General features: G+C 40.0%; 20 protein-coding genes. 6 read left to right on the top strand and 14 right to left on the bottom strand.

Annotation, left to right across the window (positions count from 1 at the left end; translation table 11 throughout):
- Window positions 1-102 precede the first annotated feature (102 nt).
- The gene (gene polA / locus AC1M85_RS02925) at window positions 103-2,862 is read left to right on the top strand and encodes a DNA polymerase I (RefSeq protein WP_488213521.1); all 2,760 of its coding nucleotides are present in this window, start codon (window positions 103-105) and stop codon (window positions 2,860-2,862) included.
- A 78-nt stretch (window positions 2,863-2,940) separates the two neighbouring features.
- On the opposite strand, the gene AC1M85_RS02920 is transcribed toward polA, so the two are convergent.
- From AC1M85_RS02920 to ppx, 5 genes are all read right to left on the bottom strand, one after another.
- A complete protein-coding gene (locus tag AC1M85_RS02920; RefSeq protein WP_092768361.1) occupies window positions 2,941-3,489 on the bottom strand; it encodes a YggT family protein in 549 nt (182 codons plus the stop codon).
- A 23-nt stretch (window positions 3,490-3,512) separates the two neighbouring features.
- Window positions 3,513-4,343: a pyrroline-5-carboxylate reductase gene (gene proC / locus AC1M85_RS02915; RefSeq protein WP_035268555.1), complete on the bottom strand. Its 831-nt coding sequence runs from the start codon at window positions 4,341-4,343 to the stop codon at window positions 3,513-3,515.
- A gap of 21 nt (window positions 4,344-4,364) precedes the next feature.
- Window positions 4,365-5,717, bottom strand: a complete 1,353-nt coding sequence (gene tilS / locus AC1M85_RS02910) for a tRNA lysidine(34) synthetase TilS (RefSeq protein ID WP_488213520.1) — start codon at window positions 5,715-5,717, stop codon at window positions 4,365-4,367.
- On the bottom strand, window positions 5,654-6,478 hold the full coding sequence (locus AC1M85_RS02905; protein WP_092768357.1) for an acetyl-CoA carboxylase carboxyltransferase subunit alpha: 825 nt from the start codon (window positions 6,476-6,478) through the stop codon (window positions 5,654-5,656). Before AC1M85_RS02905 ends, tilS begins: the two co-directional genes overlap by 64 nt.
- A 67-nt stretch (window positions 6,479-6,545) precedes the next feature.
- A complete protein-coding gene (gene ppx / locus AC1M85_RS02900) occupies window positions 6,546-8,066 on the bottom strand; it encodes an exopolyphosphatase (protein WP_481611359.1) in 1,521 nt (506 codons plus the stop codon).
- 269 nt (window positions 8,067-8,335) lie between these two features.
- On the opposite strand from ppx, the gene trxA reads away from it, so the two are divergent.
- The 3 genes from trxA to AC1M85_RS02885 all read left to right on the top strand — a co-directional run bounded on the left by trxA (window position 8,336) and on the right by AC1M85_RS02885 (window position 10,936).
- The gene (gene trxA, locus AC1M85_RS02895; protein ID WP_035268564.1) at window positions 8,336-8,662 is read left to right on the top strand and encodes a thioredoxin; all 327 of its coding nucleotides are present in this window, start codon (window positions 8,336-8,338) and stop codon (window positions 8,660-8,662) included.
- Between the two features lie 319 nt (window positions 8,663-8,981).
- The gene (gene rho, locus AC1M85_RS02890) at window positions 8,982-10,250 is read left to right on the top strand and encodes a transcription termination factor Rho (RefSeq protein WP_035268567.1); all 1,269 of its coding nucleotides are present in this window, start codon (window positions 8,982-8,984) and stop codon (window positions 10,248-10,250) included.
- A 401-nt stretch (window positions 10,251-10,651) separates the two neighbouring features.
- The gene (locus AC1M85_RS02885; protein ID WP_035268570.1) at window positions 10,652-10,936 is read left to right on the top strand and encodes a hypothetical protein; all 285 of its coding nucleotides are present in this window, start codon (window positions 10,652-10,654) and stop codon (window positions 10,934-10,936) included.
- A 144-nt stretch (window positions 10,937-11,080) separates the two neighbouring features.
- Here the strand turns inward: AC1M85_RS02885 and AC1M85_RS02880 are convergent, their stop codons facing one another.
- The 3 genes from AC1M85_RS02880 to pheS all read right to left on the bottom strand — a co-directional run bounded on the left by AC1M85_RS02880 (window position 11,081) and on the right by pheS (window position 14,856).
- Entirely contained in the window at window positions 11,081-11,377 is a 297-nt protein-coding gene (locus tag AC1M85_RS02880; RefSeq protein ID WP_035265376.1) for an integration host factor subunit alpha, read from the bottom strand.
- Entirely contained in the window at window positions 11,374-13,755 is a 2,382-nt protein-coding gene (pheT, locus tag AC1M85_RS02875; protein WP_488213519.1) for a phenylalanine--tRNA ligase subunit beta, read from the bottom strand. The genes AC1M85_RS02880 and pheT overlap by 4 nt, the downstream gene beginning before the upstream one ends.
- Window positions 13,756-13,875: 120 nt before the next feature.
- Window positions 13,876-14,856, bottom strand: coding sequence for a phenylalanine--tRNA ligase subunit alpha (gene pheS, locus AC1M85_RS02870; protein ID WP_035265373.1), 981 nt, complete (start codon window positions 14,854-14,856; stop codon window positions 13,876-13,878).
- A 169-nt stretch (window positions 14,857-15,025) separates the two neighbouring features.
- Here pheS and AC1M85_RS02865 point away from each other — a divergent pair, with 169 nt between their 5' ends.
- A complete protein-coding gene (locus AC1M85_RS02865) occupies window positions 15,026-16,051 on the top strand; it encodes a hypothetical protein (protein ID WP_488213518.1) in 1,026 nt (341 codons plus the stop codon).
- Here AC1M85_RS02865 and AC1M85_RS02860 read toward each other — a convergent pair.
- The 6 genes from AC1M85_RS02860 to AC1M85_RS02835 form a co-directional block, all read right to left on the bottom strand.
- On the bottom strand, window positions 16,036-16,575 hold the full coding sequence (locus AC1M85_RS02860; protein ID WP_488213517.1) for a P-loop NTPase family protein: 540 nt from the start codon (window positions 16,573-16,575) through the stop codon (window positions 16,036-16,038). The genes AC1M85_RS02865 and AC1M85_RS02860 overlap by 16 nt on opposite strands.
- Window positions 16,576-16,658: 83 nt before the next feature.
- Window positions 16,659-17,018 carry a 50S ribosomal protein L20 gene (gene rplT, locus AC1M85_RS02855; protein WP_004867327.1) on the bottom strand — a complete coding sequence of 120 codons (360 nt, stop codon included), beginning with the start codon at window positions 17,016-17,018 and terminating at the stop codon, window positions 16,659-16,661.
- Between the two features lie 11 nt (window positions 17,019-17,029).
- A complete protein-coding gene (rpmI, locus tag AC1M85_RS02850; protein ID WP_004278281.1) occupies window positions 17,030-17,224 on the bottom strand; it encodes a 50S ribosomal protein L35 in 195 nt (64 codons plus the stop codon).
- 158 nt (window positions 17,225-17,382) lie between these two features.
- Window positions 17,383-17,808, bottom strand: coding sequence for a YqaA family protein (locus AC1M85_RS02845; RefSeq protein WP_481591523.1), 426 nt, complete (start codon window positions 17,806-17,808; stop codon window positions 17,383-17,385).
- Window positions 17,805-18,104, bottom strand: a complete 300-nt coding sequence (locus AC1M85_RS02840; protein WP_488213516.1) for a hypothetical protein — start codon at window positions 18,102-18,104, stop codon at window positions 17,805-17,807. Before AC1M85_RS02840 ends, AC1M85_RS02845 begins: the two co-directional genes overlap by 4 nt.
- A gap of 72 nt (window positions 18,105-18,176) precedes the next feature.
- Complete coding sequence (locus AC1M85_RS02835; protein WP_035265364.1) at window positions 18,177-18,794, bottom strand: glutathione S-transferase family protein; 618 nt, start codon at window positions 18,792-18,794, stop codon at window positions 18,177-18,179.
- A gap of 280 nt (window positions 18,795-19,074) precedes the next feature.
- On the opposite strand from AC1M85_RS02835, the gene AC1M85_RS02830 reads away from it, so the two are divergent.
- Window positions 19,075-19,545 (top strand): Hsp20 family protein, encoded by a 471-nt coding sequence (locus AC1M85_RS02830; protein ID WP_179998611.1) that lies wholly within the window; start codon window positions 19,075-19,077, stop codon window positions 19,543-19,545.
- The last annotated feature ends 133 nt before the right edge of the window (window positions 19,546-19,678 follow it).

The raw sequence follows: 19,678 nt of genomic DNA, 5'->3' as shown, positions 1-19,678 counted from the left end.
TTTTTCATCGCATATTCTGTACACTTGATTGCAAATCTTGTATCAGCGCAACTGCTGAAAATCACGTACAATGAAAAAGTTAATTGGATTAGGAACGTTTCAATGCCACCATTTGTCTTGGTCGATGGGTCATATTTTTTATTTCGTGCTTATCACGCACTACCACCGCTAACGACGTCAACAGGTTTACAAACCAACGCAATTCGCGGAGCTATTTCTGCTATCCAAAAGTTAATGCGTCGTGTTCAACCTACACACATGGCTGTCATTTTTGACACACCTGAACCAACTTTCCGTCATCAACTTTCCCCAATATATAAAGGGGATCGACCGAGCATGCCTGACGAACTCGCTCAACAAATTCCGTATTTACATAATTTAATTCGTGCTTTAGGTATCCCACTCCATGCCATACCTGGTGCGGAAGCCGATGATATCATCGGTACGCTGGCAAAACGTGCAGAAAAAGAAGGCTATAAAGTCTTGATTTCCACAGGCGATAAAGACATGGCTCAATTGGTCACGGACAAAGTGACACTTGAAGACAGTTTTAAAGACAAGCCCATGGATGTGAATGGCGTTTTTGAAAAGTTTGGTGTTTGGCCGAACCAAATTATTGATTATTTAACCCTCATGGGAGATGCCTCTGACGGCATCATGGGCGTTCCTGGTATCGGGGCAAAGACTGCGGCTAAACTGCTGAATGAATATGGTTCAATAGGCGGAATTCTTGAAAATGTCGATAAAATTAAAGGCAAAGTAGGCCAAAATATTAAAGACAATGCAGATGGTATTGCGCTAGATCATCAGCTAGCAAGTATTGTTTGTGACTTAGACATGAATCTGACCTACGATGATCTTAAACTCCGAGATCCAAATGTTGCAGAGTTACGTCAGCTTTACACCGAACTTGAGTTTAGAAATCAACTTCAGTCTCTAGATCATCCCAACAATCCAAATAGTGCTGCGTATAAACAATCAAGTCAAGTTATCGCAAAACCGAGTACTGCAACATCGAAAATCGAAGACCAAGCGGTTCAAACTAGTGTAGATGATCAGCTTGGCGAGGCAACTTACCATACCGTTTTAACACCAGCGGATTGGGAAAAACTCTTTCAAAGATTGACTACTGAGAAACGCTTTGCTTTCGATACTGAAACCACAAGTTTAGATTATCGTGTTGCAGAGATGGTAGGCTTCTCTGTGGCATTTGATGCCCAAGATGCATATTACGTTCCGCTTGCTCACGACTATGAAGGTGCTCCAGAGCAATTGGATCGCGACGCTATTCTTGCGCAAATCAAACCAATTTTAGAAAACGCTGAGATTGAGAAGATTGGTCATCATTTAAAATATGATGCTCATATTCTCGAAAATCATGGAATTCATTTACAAGGCTGGTACTTTGACACCATGCTTGCCTCGTACGTGCTCAATGCTGTGGCGACGCGCCATGGTATGGATGACGTTGCGCGCGTTTATCTTAGCCACTTAACCACCACTTACGAACAAGTGGCTGGCAAAGGTGCTAAACAAAAAACCTTTAATCAAATTGAAATCGAAACAGCAGCGCATTATGCCGCTGAAGATGCCCATGTAACCTATCGTTTGTATGAGGTATTGGAGCGTAAGCTTAAAGAAATCCCAGAGCTTCTCAATATTCTTCATCAAATCGAAATGCCGACAGCTGCAGTTCTGACGACGATGGAAGAAAATGGAATTCAGCTCGATTTGAGTTTCCTCGATCAATTGGGTCAAGAATTTTCTAATACAATTCTAGAGTTAGAAAATCAGATTATCGAAATCGCGGGTCAACCTTTTAATGTCAGCTCACCTAAGCAGGTGGGTGATATTCTTTTTGATAAGTTAGGTTTAAAAGGTGGTAAGAAAACTTCAACAGGTCAATACAGTACCAGCGAAAGCATTCTTGAGAAAATTGATCACCCGATCGCTGCACTTATTTTAGAATATCGCGGCTTGTCTAAGTTAAAAAGTACCTATACTGACGGTTTAATCAAACAAGCCAATAACGAAAGTCATCGTGTTCATACCAGCTACCATCAAGCTTTAACCGCAACTGGACGATTATCTTCTACTGATCCTAATCTTCAGAATATTCCAATTCGCGAAGAGATCGGTCGTCAAATCCGAAAAGCTTTTGTTGCACCTGAAGGTCGGGTTTTACTTGCTGCCGATTACTCACAAATTGAACTACGTCTTATGGCACATTTTTCACAAGATGAGGCTTTAGTTGACGCGTTTAATCACGGCCAAGATGTTCATCGCCGTACTGCAGCAGAAGTATTAAATATTGCTTTGGATGATGTAACCAATGATCAACGTCGCCAAGCCAAGGCCGTCAACTTTGGATTACTTTATGGCATGTCTGAGTTTGGTTTAACACGTCAATTGGGATTCACACGCGAAGAATCTCAAAATTACATTAAACAATATTTCCATCGCTATCCTGGCATTTATGAATATATGCAACGCACACGACAAGTCGCATTAGAACAAGGCTTTGTTGAAACCATTACAGGGCGACGCTTATACACACCAGATATCGATGCGCGCAATATGATGATTCGAAAGGCAGCTGAACGCGCTGCAATTAATGCGCCTCTTCAAGGTTCTGCTGCGGAGATTATCAAAATGGCAATGATCGAAGTAGATAAAATTTTACCTAAAGATCAGGCCAAATTATTATTGCAAGTTCACGATGAATTAGTGTTTGAGGTAGATGAAGCGATCGCTGACGAGATCGCTATTAAAATCGCAGATGCAATGCAAGGCGTTGTTCAACTCTCTGTGCCACTTGTTGTTGAAGTCGGCAAAGGGAAAAACTGGGGCGAAGCGCACTAATTTCTAAGATTCTTAGATTGTAAAAAAGGACTCAAATGAGTCCTTTTTTATGAGATTGTTTAAATCCGCAATTTAGATTTAACCAATTGATTTCAACATGATTTCAGCAATATAAAGTGTAAAGAATGCAAGGATAGGAGAAAGATCAATCATCCCTAAATTTGGCATTACTTTACGGAATGGTGCCAACATCGGTTCAGCTAATTCTTGAATCACTTCAATATATGGTGAACGTGTTTGTGAAAACATCAAAATCCAACTACATATAATGTAAGCAAACAGCAAATATTTAAGAATTGAAATTAATGCCTGCAACATTGAAAGTACTGTTGAACCAATAAAGTACAATGCATCGCCTGTTGGTAAGGCATTTAAATATTTATAGCCAAATACCTTAAGAAAATACAACAACACGATCAGCACTAAAGCTGCTAGATTTACACGCCCCTGTGCCACAGTTGGCAAGATTCGTCCAAACACATCTACAATTTTAGTTGCTTTCACTGTCGATAGCACAACAGGGTTATATGGACTGACTGCCGCTAATTGCATTAAAAAACGGAAAAATACCAATAAAATCGCAACATTAATGATAATGTCAAAAAATAGCGCAGAGTTCGCACCCATACTTCAATTTTCCTAAAATTTAGTTATTTAGAACTATCACTTAATTCCTGAGCGAGCTCCTGACTGCGTTTTTTTGCAGCCGCAAGAGCAGCTTGAATATTCTGTGAAATTTGCGCTCGATCAAAAACTTCCAAGGCCGCTTGAGTTGTACCATTTGGTGATGTCACATTTCTACGCAGTTCAGATGGCGTATTAGAACTGGTGATCGCCATTTGTGCAGCACCGAGAGCTGTTTGTAGCGTTAATGCTGTTGCAGTTTTCTCATCCAAGCCTAAATTTTTTCCAGCACGAATCATACTTTCCATCATATAGAAAAAGTACGCTGGCCCTGACCCCGATACCGCAGTTACTGCATCAATTTGCTCTTCTGAGTTTACCCAAAGTGTTAAGCCTGTTGCAGCTAAAATCTGACTTGCCAATTCACGCTTTGCTTGGTCAACAACGTCATGAGCATATAAACCATGGGCACCTGTTTGAACCAATGCAGGTGTATTAGGCATGACACGAACGATAAACTCCGTCCCCGTTAATGCAGCAATCGTTGCAATTTCAGCTCCTGCTACAATCGAAACAATTAACTTATTCTCAAATTTATCTTTTAACGGTTTAAGAACTTGTGCCAGTACTTGTGGTTTCACCGCCAGAACAACAACATCAGCATTTTGGATCGCGTCTTCATTATTGTCTGTAACTTGAATTTCTTTTTCTTTTAATAACTCTCTCACACGTTCTACAGGATCGGAAACTGTAATACGCGTTGTTGGTAAACCACGACTAATCAACCCTCCAATTAGGGCTTGAGCCATATTACCACCACCAATGAAACAAATATTACAGTTTAACGCAACACTCATGAACGACTCTCAACCTTGATTTTATAGCGATGAAACTAACTTTGGCTGCCAACCACCGACTTCACAATACTCTGATTCAGCCAGCCAAAACCCTTTTGGCGTGAAAACACCAAGCATAACATTATCTAAGCTTAAAATTTGAATAGTATGACGTTTCCATGGAAAAATTTGTGCCTCTTGAATTGCTTTTTTTAATGGCCATTTCCCCACACGTCCATGCAAATGGGCTTTTTCCCCACCTTGACGATAATGCAATGTCAGAGACTGATTTAAAAGTTCTGTACGCAGACCACACTCTTCATGATGTTGGCAGATCTTAAATTGACCCGAAGCTAAATTTACAACTTGCTGGAGTTCAAATTTTATTTCTGAATCAGTTGTATTCGATTCTGCTAAGTATTCATCCTTAGCAACTCGATATAAGATGTTTTGGAAACGAACATAATATTGTCCATTCCAATGCAATGCTGCTTGTGCATCAGGTTTCGCCAAAATAACTTCTTCAGTCAACCGCTCTACCATCTCAAATGCAGGACGGTATTGATCCTTACCTTTCATCCAATTGGATAAAAGTTGTCTTCTTCTTGCTAAACTTAATTGATTGAGTTGTCGTAAATCTAGATGATCATCATCGCCACAGAACGCCAAATCTTGCTGTAAAACCTCTTGCAAAATTTCATCCGCATCTTGCATCAGCACACTAGTTCTCACAATCGCCTGTTGCATTTTTGGGAATCGGCTTTGCAAAATATTCCAAAGCTCATGACGGCACCAAGCTCGATCATAATGCGTATCAAAATTGGTCGGGTCATCCACGTAGGGCAATTTGAGTTGTTCTACCCATTGGCAAATCTGCTCACGACTTAGATTTAATAATGGTCGCCAAATAATGATGTCTTCACGCGAATCAACTAATTTCATCGCGGACAACCCCTGTATTCCAGCACCAGAGAACAAACGTAATAATACGGTCTCAGCTTGATCCTGCTGATGATGTGCCAGTACTAAAATATCTGTGTCGGATAAATGATGTTTAAAAGCCTGATAACGTGCTGCTCGAGCTTGCTGTTCCAAATTCCCTTCAGCAACTTGAACTGTCTCGAGAACCACAGGGATGTGCGCTGCTATACAAAATTGATGGACGAATTCAGCCCATTCCTGATTTGCAGATTGCAACTGGTGGTTAATGTTAATTGCACGGATTTTTTGGGGAATTAATTGAGACATGAGATACAGCAACAGCATGGAATCCATGCCGCCACTACATCCCACTAAGAACGTGTGTTCATCACCAAATTTGGCAATTTGTTTTAAGAAGCTAGACCTGAATTGTCGCTGCCAAACTTCATTAAACGTTGGTAACGTGCTTCGCATCTTGCATTTGCATCCATTGGAACAAGCTCATCAAGTGCAGCTTGTAACACATGTTTTAATTTATCCATGACTACGTCTGGCTGAAGATGAGCACCCTCACCTTCATCTACAACATACTCAACAATACCAAGTTCTTTCAGTTTATCTGCAGTGAGTGCAAGTGCTTCACTCGCTTGCTCAGCTTTTTCAGCAGTTTTCCAAAGAATTGAGGCACAACCTTCAGGTGAAATCACAGAGTAAATACTGTGAGAGAGCATAATCACACGATCTGCAACGCCAATGCCTAATGCTCCGCCAGAACCACCCTCGCCTAGAACAGTCGCAATGACAGGTACTTTTAAACTTGAGAGTTGAGCTAGGCTCGTAGCAATTGCTTCTGCTTGTCCACGCTCTTCAGCACCAACACCAGGGTATGCACCCATGGTGTCAATAAATGTGAAAACTGGAAGATTAAAGCGTTCAGCCATATTAAGTAAACGCTGAGACTTGCGATAGCCTTCTGGATTACTCATCCCAAAATTATGCTGTAACTTTTCACGTGTACTACGACCACGATGTTGACCAACCACCATCACAGCCTGACCATTAAAACGTGCTAAACCGCCAACCATTGCACCATCATCACCATATAAACGGTCACCATGAAGTGCATCAAATTCTGTAAAAATTTCGCTCACATAATCTAAAAATTGTGGGCGATCTGGATGACGCGCAATTTGAACCGTTTTCCATGCTTTAGATTGAGCAGCTTTATTTTTCATAAGTCGATGAATATCCCTAAATTAACTATGACGTAGTTAACTAATAAAATTCGCTTATCAGCTTCTGTTAGCCAATAAATTGTTCCGACTGAATATTCAAAACGATATCCCAATGTTTAAATTGCACCTGCTCATCATGCAGCTCTGCAACCAACAAAGGCCATTGTTTTGCATCACCAGAAACTTTCAGTTGCCATTGTTGCTCATCTAATATCTTTAATTCAATGGCAGGAAGCATCTCATCGCTTCGGCTGTGATTCAGCAAAATTGCGAGACGAAGGAGCAAACATAGATAGACAAGTTTAATTCCACCGACTTTCGTCACATCATTTTTTGCTTCAGCACGCAATTTACGGCGATGATGAGCGACCAAATGTGACAAATGATTTTGATCAATTTGTGAAAAACCAGCAATGTCAGAATGCTGAAGCAAATATGCGCCATGACGATGATAACCACTATGACTAATGGCTAAACCTATTTCATGAAGATAAGCTGCTCGACGTAGCAAATCACTATCGTCATTATTTAGACCAAGCGTTCCTGCCACGCTATCAAATAAATGTTGAGCCGTTTCAACAACACGTTCTGCTTGTTTTTGATCAGCACCATAACGCCCCATCAAGGCTTGTACGCTACGATCTCGAATATCTTCATGCTGGAAACGCCCGAGTAAATCATACATTACACCTTCTCGTAAGGCGCCATCTGAATAGACCAGCTTATCAACTTGAAGAACTTCAAATACAGCGTATAAAATCGCAATACCCGCAGGTAGGACTGCACGACGATCTTCCTTAAGACCCTCAAATTCCATGTCTGAAATATGTTTATATTTGAGTAATTTATCTTTAAGTTTTTCCAAGCCTTCACGAGTCAAGTTTTCCTGATCATCGCTCCAGCCCATATTTACCGCAATTTGACGACAGGCTTTAATGGTTCCACTTGAACCGACAACAGTATCCCATCCTGCCGCACGATAAGTTGTCGCGATACCCGAGATTTCTTTGCGTGCAGCAGTCACCGCACGATCGAAAGCTTTTGGATTAATATCGCCGTCTGCAAAATAGGCCTTCGTAAATGCAACGCATCCCATTTGCACGGATTCAGTATGAATCGGCTCAAACTCTTCACCAATGATTAACTCAGTCGAGCCACCACCAATATCAATCACCAAACGGCGACCGCTGTTCGCCATAGTATGTGATACACCTAAATAAATTAAGCGTGCTTCTTCACGACCAGCAATAATTTCAATAGGTTTAGGCAGAATTTCAGCTGCTTTTTGAATGAATTCATGCCCATTTTTAGCTTGGCGTAAAGCATTGGTGGCGACAATTCTTAAACGATTCGATTGGACTGAACTTAGGCGCCCTACAAATCGAGCCAAGCATGCTAAACCACGTTGTTGAGCAGCTTCTGTCAAATTTTTATTTTCATCTAAACCTGCGGCCAATTGGACCTTTTCAGACATCGATGCGACTTTTTTTACCTCACCATGATCAACTCGAGCAATCGCCAAGTGGAAGCTGTTTGAGCCCATATCAATGGCTGCAAGGAGTTCTTCATCAATCAAAAAATCAGACATTGTTGCGCTAAGTTCAACCAGAATTGTGCCTAGATTAATTCACATAACTGTAATTTAAAAGCCATTTATTTAGTCAATTTAACGACTATTTAAAAAATCATCATATATGACAATTGTGTTACACCGATCATGGAAATCGTGAGCATCAATTAGACATTTACAGAATTTAGTCCGAAAATAAACCCTATCCCCTACTTTGTTAAAGTGGTCTATGTAATACTTATATACATAGATAGACCGTTTTCAAAAAATTATTCGGAGCAAATTCCATGTCTGCTAATATCGTTAATACAACTGATGCTAATTTTGAAGCTGACGTTTTAAATTCTGACACGCCAGTTCTTGTTGATTTTTGGGCAGGCTGGTGTGCGCCATGTAAAGCTATTGCTCCTGTACTTGAAGTTTTAGCAACTGAATACGAAGGTAAAGTTAAAATCGTAAAAGTTGACGTAACTTCATGCGAACAAACTGCTGTAAATTACAATATTCGTAATATCCCAGCTTTATTGATGTTTAAAAATGGTGAAGTTGTTGCTCAACAAGTTGGTGCAGCTCCTAAATCTAAACTTGCAGCTTTTATTGAAGAAAATATCTAATTCTTTCAATTTTAATGGCTTTGAAAGCGTCAAATTTTTGGCGCTTTTTTTGACGGTAAAATTGACAAAGAGCCATATCTCACTTATATTGCATGATCAAGAAACACTTGGACAATTTCTCCTCGTTTCTTACAATACACAAAACATAAGATCGCCGCTCGGCTAAAGAAATTGTTTACACATTTCTCCTCGAAAGAACTTACTAGATTCTGAGTTTGTTATTGTGCAAATCAATTGCTGCTCTTTTCTTGCACTGCGGATGTCTTTTGCTTCTATTCTATCTGTGTTCCACACTTCCTTTTAATTCAATCGACCATTTATGAACTTAACTGAACTCAAGAAAAAACCGATAGGCGAACTCATCAAAATTGCTGAGTTCATGGGCCTTGAAGGAATGGCACGTAACCGTAAGCAAGACATTATTTTTGCCATTTTGAAACGCCATGCTATGAATGGTGAAGAAATTTTCGGCGATGGTGTTCTTGAAATTCTGTCTGATGGTTTCGGTTTTTTACGTTCTGCAGCAGGGTCTTACCTTGCGGGTCCAGATGACATTTATGTCAGCCCTTCTCAAATTCGCCGCTTCAATTTGCGCACTGGGGATACGATTACAGGTACGATTCGTCCACCAAAAGAAGGCGAACGTTATTTTGCACTTTTAAAAGTGAATCAAATTAACTACGACACGCCAGAAAACTCTCGCAATAAGATTCTTTTTGAAAACTTAACGCCTTTATTCCCAACTGAACAATTAGTGATGGAGTTAGGAAATGGTTCGACTGAAGATTTAACTGCGCGTGTTGTCGATTTAGTTGCTCCAATTGGTAAAGGTCAACGTTCAATTATTGTTGCACCACCCAAAGCTGGTAAGACAATGTTGATCCAAAACATTGCTCAATCTATTGTTCGTAATAATCCTGAATGCTTCCTAATCGTTCTTCTCATTGATGAGCGCCCAGAAGAAGTAACAGAAATGGAACGTACCGTTCGTGGTGAAGTTGTTGCTTCAACATTTGACGAATCACCTGCACGTCACGTTCAAGTCGCTGAAATGGTGATTGAAAAAGCAAAACGTTTGGTAGAACACAAAAAAGACGTTGTTATTTTGCTTGACTCAATTACACGTTTAGCACGTGCATATAACACAGTTATTCCATCATCAGGTAAAGTTTTAACTGGTGGTGTTGATGCCCACGCTTTAGAACGTCCAAAACGTTTCTTCGGTGCTGCACGTAATATCGAAGAAGGTGGTTCACTTACGATCATTTCTACTGCTTTAATTGAAACTGGCAGTAAAATGGATGAAGTCATCTACGAAGAATTCAAAGGTACAGGTAACCAAGAGATTACGCTTGATCGCCGTATTGCTGAGAAACGTGTATTCCCTGCGATGAATATCAAGAAATCTGGTACACGTCGTGAAGAACGCCTCATGGATGAAGATAAACTACGTAAGGTTTGGATTTTACGTAAGCTTCTCCATCCTATGGACGAACTTGCTGCGATGGAATTCTTACTTGATCGCATGAAGGAAACCAAGACCAATGATGATTTCTTCGATCAAATGAAACGCAAAGCTGCCAACTAATACGCAAAAGGCCATCATTTATTGATGGCCTTTTATTTGGGTTGACACCATTTACATAAATACACAATACTAACTTTTGAATGTAACTTTTCTTGCAAGTATGTGATTTTTATCATCTTGTATTTTAATTCCCTTTATTTTTTAAGTATTTACTTAGTATTTCTCCAATTCAAAATGCAAAAATGATTGTAATTTTCTGTTAAAAATAGGGTCAAATTTCTCATTTTTTAAGCATTTTTTCATTTCGCCTAGTAGTAATTCAAAATACTCAGTGATAGCATGTCGGCATACCAGTTAGGCTGCTCCATGCGTTATTAACCTTACTAACGTTAGGAATAATAAAAGCACACAACAGACTAACCGGGTTTTTTGTCTCAATTTATTTTAATGAGAGTGATGCCATGTTATTCAAAAAAATTGCTATTGCTGCTGCCGTTGCTACTACTTTAGCTTTCGTTGGTTGTGCTAAAAAAACTGAAGAAGCTGCTGCTGATGCAAACGCTGCTGCATCTGAAGCTGTAGAAGCTGCTTCTGAAGCTGTTGTAGCTGCTGACGCTGCTGCTGTTGAAGCTTCTTCTGAAGTTGCTGCTCAAGCTGACGCTGCTGCTGCTGAAGCTACTGATGCTGCTGCTGAAGCTACTGACGCTGCTGCTGACGCTACTGCTGCTGCTTCTGCTGCTCAATAATCTAAAGTTTAGATTATTCGAAAAAAAGAGAACCTTTGGTTCTCTTTTTTTATGCGCTGAATTTTATGAATACGCATAAAGTTAAGAGCATAAAAAAAACCTGAGCTGAGCTCAGGTTTTTTTTAATGTTATTTGATCAAGCGATTAATCGACTTGCTCTGTCCCTACACGCTGTCTAAACTTTTGACCAGCACGGAAGGTCACTACACGGCGTGCAGAAATAGGAATCTCCTCACCTGTTTTTGGATTACGCCCTGGACGCTGACGCTTGTCACGCAGTTCGAAATTACCAAAACCCGATAATTTGACATGTTCACCTGCAATTAATGCCTGGCTAATTTCATCAAAAAACAACTCAACCATTTGTTTAGCTTCACGACGATTTAAACTCGTCAGCTCACTCAAATGATCAGCCATTTCTGCTTTTGTTAATGCTGTCATGAGGCCCTCAATGTCGCTTGGTAAGTGTTTTCTAACACTTGTAAAATATTATCCATACCAGATTTAATTTCAGCATCCTCAAGCGTGCGACTCGGATGCTGCCATAAAAGTGCAAACGCCAATGAACGTTTACCCTCTTCTACACCTTGACCCGTATACACATCGAATAACCAAGAAGAATCAAGTAACTCTCCTCCAGTTTTTTCGATAAGTTGCTGAATTTCACTAACATTAATCTTATCACTAATTAAAACTGCAATATCACGTCTCACTGAAGGAAATCGTGATAATTCTGTAAAATTAGATACATAAGTTTGCAAAACAGACGATTGATCGAGTTCTGCTACCCATGTCGTTGCGAGATCAAGCTCATCTTCAAGCGATGGATGTAAACGACCAATATAACCAATCGATTGTCCGTCCACTAAAATTTCAGCAGATTGACCTGGATGCAACCATGAACGCTCTGAACGCACATATTCTACTTGAACTCGTCCAGCCGCCAATACAGCCTCAATTTCACCTTTAAAATCGAAGAAATCCATTGGCTGAGGTTTAGCATGCCAAGATTCCTGATTCTTCGCACCTGTTGCCACAATCGCTAGTGTAGGTATTTGCTTAAGATCATGAATACTGGTTGCTTCTTGATAATCAAAACGCAAGCCAAGTTCAAAGAAGCGCACACGACTTTGTTGACGATTAACGTTGTATTGGACACAAGGAATTAAGCTTGAAAGTAAAGTCGAACGCATTACCGCCAAATCACTTGAAATTGGATTTGCCAATGCCAAAGGATTTACACTTGGATTTAACTGTTTTTCAAGTTTTAGATCAGCAAAACTAAAGCTGATTGCCTCTTGATAACCAAGTGCAACCAAAGTTTGACGTAATTGTGCAACTTCAAATTGATCTTGGTATTTTGCAAGTTTCACATCAATCACAGGCAAGCTGATTTGAATGTTGTCATAACCATGAATACGCGCAACCTCTTCAATTAAGTCTTGGTAGATTGCCATATCATAACGATGTGATGGCGGTACGACAGACCATTGACCTTGTGCTTTAATTGTTACCTGACAACCTAGACGTGTTAACGCATCAGTAATAAAGTCAGAGTCAACTTTATAACCAAGAAGTTGATCAACTTGCGCCTGCTCAAGCTCGATTGCTTCGCGTGTTGGCAATACTCTTTGATTTTCTGCTACCGTAATTGGACCAAATTCACCACCTGCAAGCTCAGAAATCAACTGAGATGCACGGTGCATTGCGATCATTGGAAGTTCGAAATCCACTCCACGCTCATAACGCTGAGACGCATCTGTATGTAAACCGAAGCTACGCGCACGACCCGCAATATGAAGTGGCGCAAAGAATGCTGATTCAAGGAAGATTTCAGTCGTTGTGTCTGTCACCGATGAAGACAAGCCACCCATGATGCCCGCAATTGCTAATGCTTTTTCGTCATCTGCAATCACCATCACGTTGTCTTGCATTTCAACTTCTTGCTCATTCAATAGAACAAGTTTTTCACCTGCAGTTGCTTGGCGAACGTGTACCGCACCTTGAACTTTACCACCATCAAATGCGTGAAGCGGTTGACCCAACTCCATTAATACATAGTTGGTAATATCAACCAAGATACTGTGCTGACGGATACCAGAACGAGCCAGTGCACGCTCCATCCATTCAGGAGTTGGCGCTTTGGTGTTGACGTTTTTGATCACACGACCTAAGTAACGTGGGCAACCTTCAGTAGATACAACGACCTTCTTTTCATCAGCAATCGTTGCAGCCACTTCTTTAATTTCAGGCGCAGTCACGGGAAGTTGGTTAATCACACCAATTTCACGTGCAATCCCACGAATACTGAAACAGTCACCACGGTTTGGTGTGATACTAATATCAATCACGTTGTCATCAAGGTCTAGATATTCACGTACGTTTACCCCGACTGGCGCGTCCGCAGGAAGCTCGAGTAGACCGTCGATTTTATCTTCTAAATCAATTTCAGATGCACCGCACAGCATACCTTGTGATTCAACACCACGAAGCTTACCTTTTTTGATTTTAAAATCACCTGGCAATACTGCACCGATGGTTGCTACGGGTGCTTTCATTCCTGCACGTACATTAGGTGCACCACAGACGATTTGTAATGGTTCACCCACACCAATGTTGACAGTCGTTACACGTAAACGATCTGCATCTGGGTGCTGTTCTACCGTAAGTACTTCACCTACAACCACACCTGTAAATGGTTTTGCAGCAGGAGATAAATCATCTACCTCAAGGCCAAGCATGGTCAGTTGGTCAGATAAAGTATCGCTATCGATGGCTGGGTTAACCCATGTGCGTAGCCAATTTTCGCTAATTTTCATTGATATAAAACCTGTAATTCAAATCTCTAGAATCCTCCCTCTAACCCCCTTTGCTAAGGGAGAGAACCCCAAATGATTCTGTGGAGTTCCTCAAGTTAGGAGAGGATTTAATAAAAAGTTTTAAGCAAACTGGCGTAAGAAACGCACATCATTTTGGTAGAACATACGCAAGTCGTTTATGCCATAACGAAGCATTGCAAAACGTTCAACACCTAAACCAAATGCAAAGCCTTTGTACTTATCTGGATCAATACCCGCTGAACGAAGAACATTTGGATGCACCATGCCACAACCTAATACTTCTAACCATTTTCCTCGCTCATCCATGATGTCGACTTCAGCACTTGGTTCTGTGAATGGGAAGTAAGATGGGCGGAAACGTACTTTCAAGTCTTTTTCAAAGAACTCATTCAGCAAATTAACCAATAATCCTTTTAACTCAGCAAAGCTCGTATTTTCTGCAACGTACAAACCTTCAATCTGGTGGAACATCGGAGAATGTGTTTGGTCTGAGTCACAGCGATACACACGACCTGGACATACAATACGAATTGGTGGTTGCTGTGTTTCCATCGTTCGAATCTGTACACCAGAGGTATGCGTACGAAGCAAATGGTTTACATCGAAGTAAAAGGTATCGTGCATTGCACGCGCAGGGTGATGACCCGGAATATTTAATGCCTCAAAGTTGTGATAGTCATCTTCAACCTCTGGACCAGTCGCAACAGAAAAACCTGCTTTCGTGAAGAATTGACAAATACGCTCTTGTACTTGGGTCACTGGGTGGATACTGCCCACCTGTTGTCCACGACCAGGCAACGTGATGTCGATCTGTTCACTTGCTAATTTTTGTTCTAGTGCAGCTTTTTGTAATGCAGTTTGACGCTCAGTTAATGCGCCATTAATCGCTTCTCGAACTGAATGAATCTGCGCACCAAAAACCTTACGCTCTTCCGGATCCATTTTACCCAGTGCTTTCGATTGTTCAGCAAGCTGGCTTTTCTTACCCGTAAATTGCACTCGAACCTGATCGAGTGTTGCAAGGTCTTGAGCTGCTGCAATGGCAGCGAGCGCTTCAGTGGTCAGGGCTTCCAGTGACATAGTAACTCTCAAAGCAACAAATATAAAAAATAATATAACTGCGCATTCTAACAGCTTTTATAGCTCCGTATGAAGATCAGCAAGTGTTAAAATTGGATGTGGAATTAAATTGGAAATTACATTTATAAAAAGTTTAAGATATGCGCAATGATCATTGAGAAGATATGTCATGGCATTAGATCAAATTTGGAAACAACAGCTCACACTCGTGACTTACGGCAATGAGTTTTTAAGTCAGGATTTAAGTTTTCAACACTGGAAAAATCATGCGATTTTTAATCAGCACCATTTCCTTTTTCGAGATTTAAATACGCAACACTTATTGGCACAACATTTCCAAGTTTGGTTAGAAAGCTTAAAACGTCAGGGTGTCACACGCTTAAGCCTACATAACTCAAGTTTATTAATCGATGAAAAAAATCCCAATCCAAATGTTGAGCTTTTACCATATCCCCATTTCATTGTCAGTCATCACCGCAATGTAAAAACAGCATGGATCTGTGGTAAAGAACTTGCCGAATGGTATAGTTCTGAACAAGACTTCGACATACCAAACAACCAAACACTCCCTGCACGAATTGAAACATTTTGGCGTTTTGATCTATCCACCCAACATATCAAACGTGTTGAGGCAGATCTTCAAGCACCTAATTGGAATGATATTCACGACTACACAGAGAATGAGCTGTTCGATCGCGCATTAGCACAAGGGGTGGAATCCGTTAAACGTGGCGCAATCTTTTATGGTACTGACGATCAATCGCCCTGCAACATTGGAGTTGCCTTACCATTACTGCCACAAGATTATGCAGCACCTTATGCCAATGAAACCTTAGTGCGTTTCATGCATCTAGAACAACATTTAAAGATTCAAAAACGAAAGCTTTTGGAGCAAGATCATCAAGAATCTCTTGAGGAAGAAAAACAACTGAAGGTATTTCAACAAAAGTTAGATGACCTGAGTGCAAAATTCATTACTAAAGTAGCAAATCACTATAAAACTGCTCATTTAAAAAGCCCCGAAATTCACTCCCCTTTGGATGAAGCCTTAACACATACTCAACATGGAAAACGCTTTTTCAACAATGATTCCAGTTCTCACCAACCCACACCTAAAACAGGTAAATCAAATGTGTTTGCCCTCATTTTAGTCACTGCAATAATCTGTTTCTGCGCTTACTATTTTGGACTGTGATGTTTTAAAAATTCATCTAATTGTTCAGTTTTATGAAAATGTAGCCACTTTATATGATGACATTGAGTGGCATTCATCATCTGCGAATATTTAAGTCTATTTTTCCCATGTGTTTGGACTACCCACAATATTATTGAGTCTTTACTTAACAATTTCGCCCAATGTTCTCTATTGTTAGAATTTTTCCATATTTTCTTTTGGCTAATCACACGATATAGTGACCTCTTAATCACACGATAAAGATTTACGCGTAGTGAAAAATCCAACCAAATCACAGTGTCGATCTCATTTAAGATTAAATTTTGAATCAGGGAATAATTACCATCAATCACGAAGCCCTTATTCATAGACCTAACACGATTTATAAATTTTTCTTGAAATTGTATTGAAGCTGACTCGGTCCAGTTATCCAACCAAAAGAGATTATCAAGTTCAATATGATCGACTTGCAGTTGAACAGCCAACTTACGTGCAAAGGTTGTTTTCCCAGATGCTGCTGTACCGACGACCATAATTTTATTCATACTAATCTCTTGGCTTTATTTGGTCGTAAACAATGAAAATAAAAAAGACCGCTAAAAAGCGGTCTTTTTCTCATCTACGATGATTAAGCAGCTAATGCGCCTTTAGCTTTTTCAGCTAAAGCAGCAAATGCAACTGCGTCATGCATAGCGATGTCAGCAAGTACGCGACGGTCGATGATCACTTGAGCTTTTTTCAAGCCATCGATCATACGGCTGTACGACAAACCATTTTGACGTGCACCAGCATTGATACGCGCAATCCATAAAGCACGGAATTGACGTTTCTTTTGACGACGGTCACGGTAAGCATATTGACCTGCTTTGATTACCGCTTGGAACGCTACGCGGTAAACGCGTGAACGAGCACCATAGTAACCTTTAGCGCGAGCAAGAATTTTTTTGTGACGGCGATGAGCCTGTACACCACGTTTTACACGAGCCATTTATAATCTCCTTAGATGTACGGGCACATACGACGAACTGAAGCAACGTCACTTACGTGAACCATTACACAGCCGCGCAATTGACGAATACGCTTAGCAGATTTTTTGGTCAAAATGTGGCGTTTGAACGCTTGTTTACGCTTAAAACCGTTAGCAGTCGCTTTGAAGCGTTTTGCTGCACCACGGCGAGTTTTCATCTTAGGCATAACAACCTCTTTTGAACACCTGTTCGGCTCGTTTGCACCATTACAATACGACCTGCAGGTAAGGGAGCGAGTATTCTATAGCATCTTTGCGCAAAACAAAAGCACCGTTAATCTTGATTCAGACAAATTAATCTTGATGAGTTTTACTCTACGAAAATTTAGAACAAACCAAGATACACCCAGTAGATAAATAGATATCGACCTGTTTTCGCTATACCCACCACGAAGATAAATTTCCAGAATTTTTCTTTCAAGATTCCTGCAATTAAGGTGATTGGATCACCAATGATAGGCACCCAACTTAAAAGAAGTGACCATGTACCATACTGCTGATAAGCCCGTTGAGCACGAATCATTTGATCTGACTTAAATGGAAACCACTTTTTGGTTTTAAACTGCTCTATTTTTAAGCCCAACCACCAATTGACGCATGAACCCATCACATTCGCTACACTTGCAACAAAAATAAGCATCCACGGCGAAAATTGTTTTAAAGCAAATGACCCCAACAATACTGCTTCGGACTGTAAGGGCAATAAAGTGGCGGCTCCAAAGGCACTTAAAAACAATAAAATCAGATTCATTTACTGGACTTGTTCGCCGCTAAAAGTTTCTGCGTTTTGCGATATTCTTTTATCGACCACGCAATTGCCAACACTACTATGATGACACGTAGCACCGTATATTTACTCGTTATCGCTGGAATCACCTGTTTTAATTGATCCCTAGAATCTGGATCGATTGCTGCAATGATATTTTGCACATGAAATATTTCGACGATATAAGAAGCAACACAGAGTAAAATACCAGCAATAATTGCCCAGTATACTTTTGAATTAGATTCAACAATTTTGCTGAAATTTAAAAAAAAATCCTTCATGGCAGTTCTCCATAAAAAAACCACCAAATGGTGGTTTAGATGTATAGAGTTTAGCACACTTAAATCAGTGATCTACTTAAGTAGTGCAAGCGCCTTTTGTACCGCTGGTCTCTGTTGGATACGTTGAATATAAGCTTCCACTTCAGGAAACTCTGCTAAATGAATACTTTGCCACTCGTGCCGCATCAACCAAGGGAAAATTGCCATATCCGCAATAGAGTACTCACCAGCCACATAGTCTTGCCCAACTAACTGCTTATTGAGCACCCCATATAATCTTTTAGTTTCTGTAATGTAGCGCTCGATCGCATAAGGGATTTTCTCTTTAGCAAATTTAGCAAAATGATGATTTTGACCTAACATTGGTCCTAGACCACCCATTTGCCACATCAACCATTGTTCAACCTGAATCCTCGCGATTTCGTGCTGAGGATAGAATTGTCCCGTTTTACGTCCTAAATATTGCAGTATTGCACCAGACTCGAAAATCGAAATCGATTGATTATTCGGTCCATTTTGATCAACTATCGCAGGAATTTTATTATTAGGAGAAATCGCAAGAAAGTCAGTTTGGAACTGATCATTTTCTAATATATTGATTGGATAGATTTGATAATCTAAAGCCATTTCTTCGAGTGCAATTGTTATTTTTAATCCGTTGGGTGTTCCCCAGTAATATAAATCGATCATTACAGTTCAGGCTCCATATGCCCTTTGTTGATTGATTTATCCACCATAAATCATTTCAAACCAAACAACAAGGATAGAAATTTTTTATTTATAAGTTGTAAAAAATCAATTATTTATAAAATATTTTAAATTTTTTTTGAATTTATTATTGAAAAATTTCGGTCTGAACCTATATAAAAAATTGCCAGATTTATGATGATCATCTGGTTCTGTTGATGATAGTCATGACAGAACAACATTCTTATTTTTATGACTTTGCTGACCTCAGGAGGTTTTAATCATGAGTAACTTAAATCTTCATCCATTGTTTCGTCGTAGCATTGGTTTTGATCGTTTAAACGATTTTATTGATTATGCAATGCAAAGTGATGCTCCAAACTACCCACCTTATAACATTGAAAAAAAAGGTGAGAATAAATATCGCATCGTGGTCGCTACTGCAGGCTTTAGTCAAGATGAGTTAAATATCAGTCTTGAAAATCAGCTTCTCTCGATCACAGGAAAACCAGAAGCTATTCAATCTGAACAAACCGAATATCTTCATAAAGGAATTGCGCGTCGTTCATTTAAATTATCGCTTCGCTTAGATGAACATATTGAAGTTCAACAAGCAGATTATGAAAATGGCTTATTAGTGATCGACTTAGAGCGTATCATTCCAGAAGAGAAATTACCTCGACAAATTCCAATTGGCAAAAAACTTCTGTTAGAAAATACAGAGTCTACTGAAAAAACAGTTCATGTCGAATAAAGCATCCAACTTAATGAGTCACAAAAAAAGCCGATGCAAAAGTATCGGCTTTTTTTTATAGATCAAATCTACAGGTACTTTGAGCAACGAATTTCCTGATGTGCTGATGTGCTGATGTGCTGATGTGCTGATG

It is taken from the genome of Acinetobacter sp. 24-47-64, assembly GCF_057737055.1.
Note: the sequence above shows the minus strand (reverse complement) of the source record. Positions and strands in the feature narration are given on the sequence as shown.